Annotated in this window: 1 pseudogene; it reads left to right on the forward strand. The window is 26.3% G+C overall.

What is annotated here, in order from left to right:
• Positions 1–376: 376 nt before the first annotated feature.
• Positions 377–464: pseudogene (locus tag RAD16_RS41010) on the forward strand (IS6 family transposase); the annotation flags it as partial.

The raw sequence follows: 464 nt of genomic DNA on the forward strand, positions 1-464 counted from the left end.
TAATTTAATTATAGATTTAATAATATTTGAAAATTAAATGGTATAATTTTCTAAGGTGAATTAAATCCTTACAGTTTCTTTACAGTGAATTAAAAGCGGAAAAAATAAAAAGAGTAATTTTATCAATACGAGTTTTTTCTTTTACATATTAAAATGGAAGTACCCTTTCAATGTATACTGACCCCTTTACAAATGGTGAAGGGATTTTTTTATTTAATAAATTAGTTTTACAAAACACATAAAATGTTAAACTCGTAAAAAAACAGGAATATCATGCAATTCCCTTTGACATTATTTTTTTTCGCGGTCATGGTGCAAAAAATCTCTTAAACTTAGACATACTGATATTACTACTCTAAAAAGGGGCATTATCAGTATGAGAAACCAAAATTTGTTTAATCTGAAACATTATTAGCCTAAAATCATCCTTCTTACAGTGAGATGGTACTTACGGTACAACTTAA

The sequence above is a fragment of the Bradyrhizobium sp. 18BD genome (assembly GCF_054185225.1).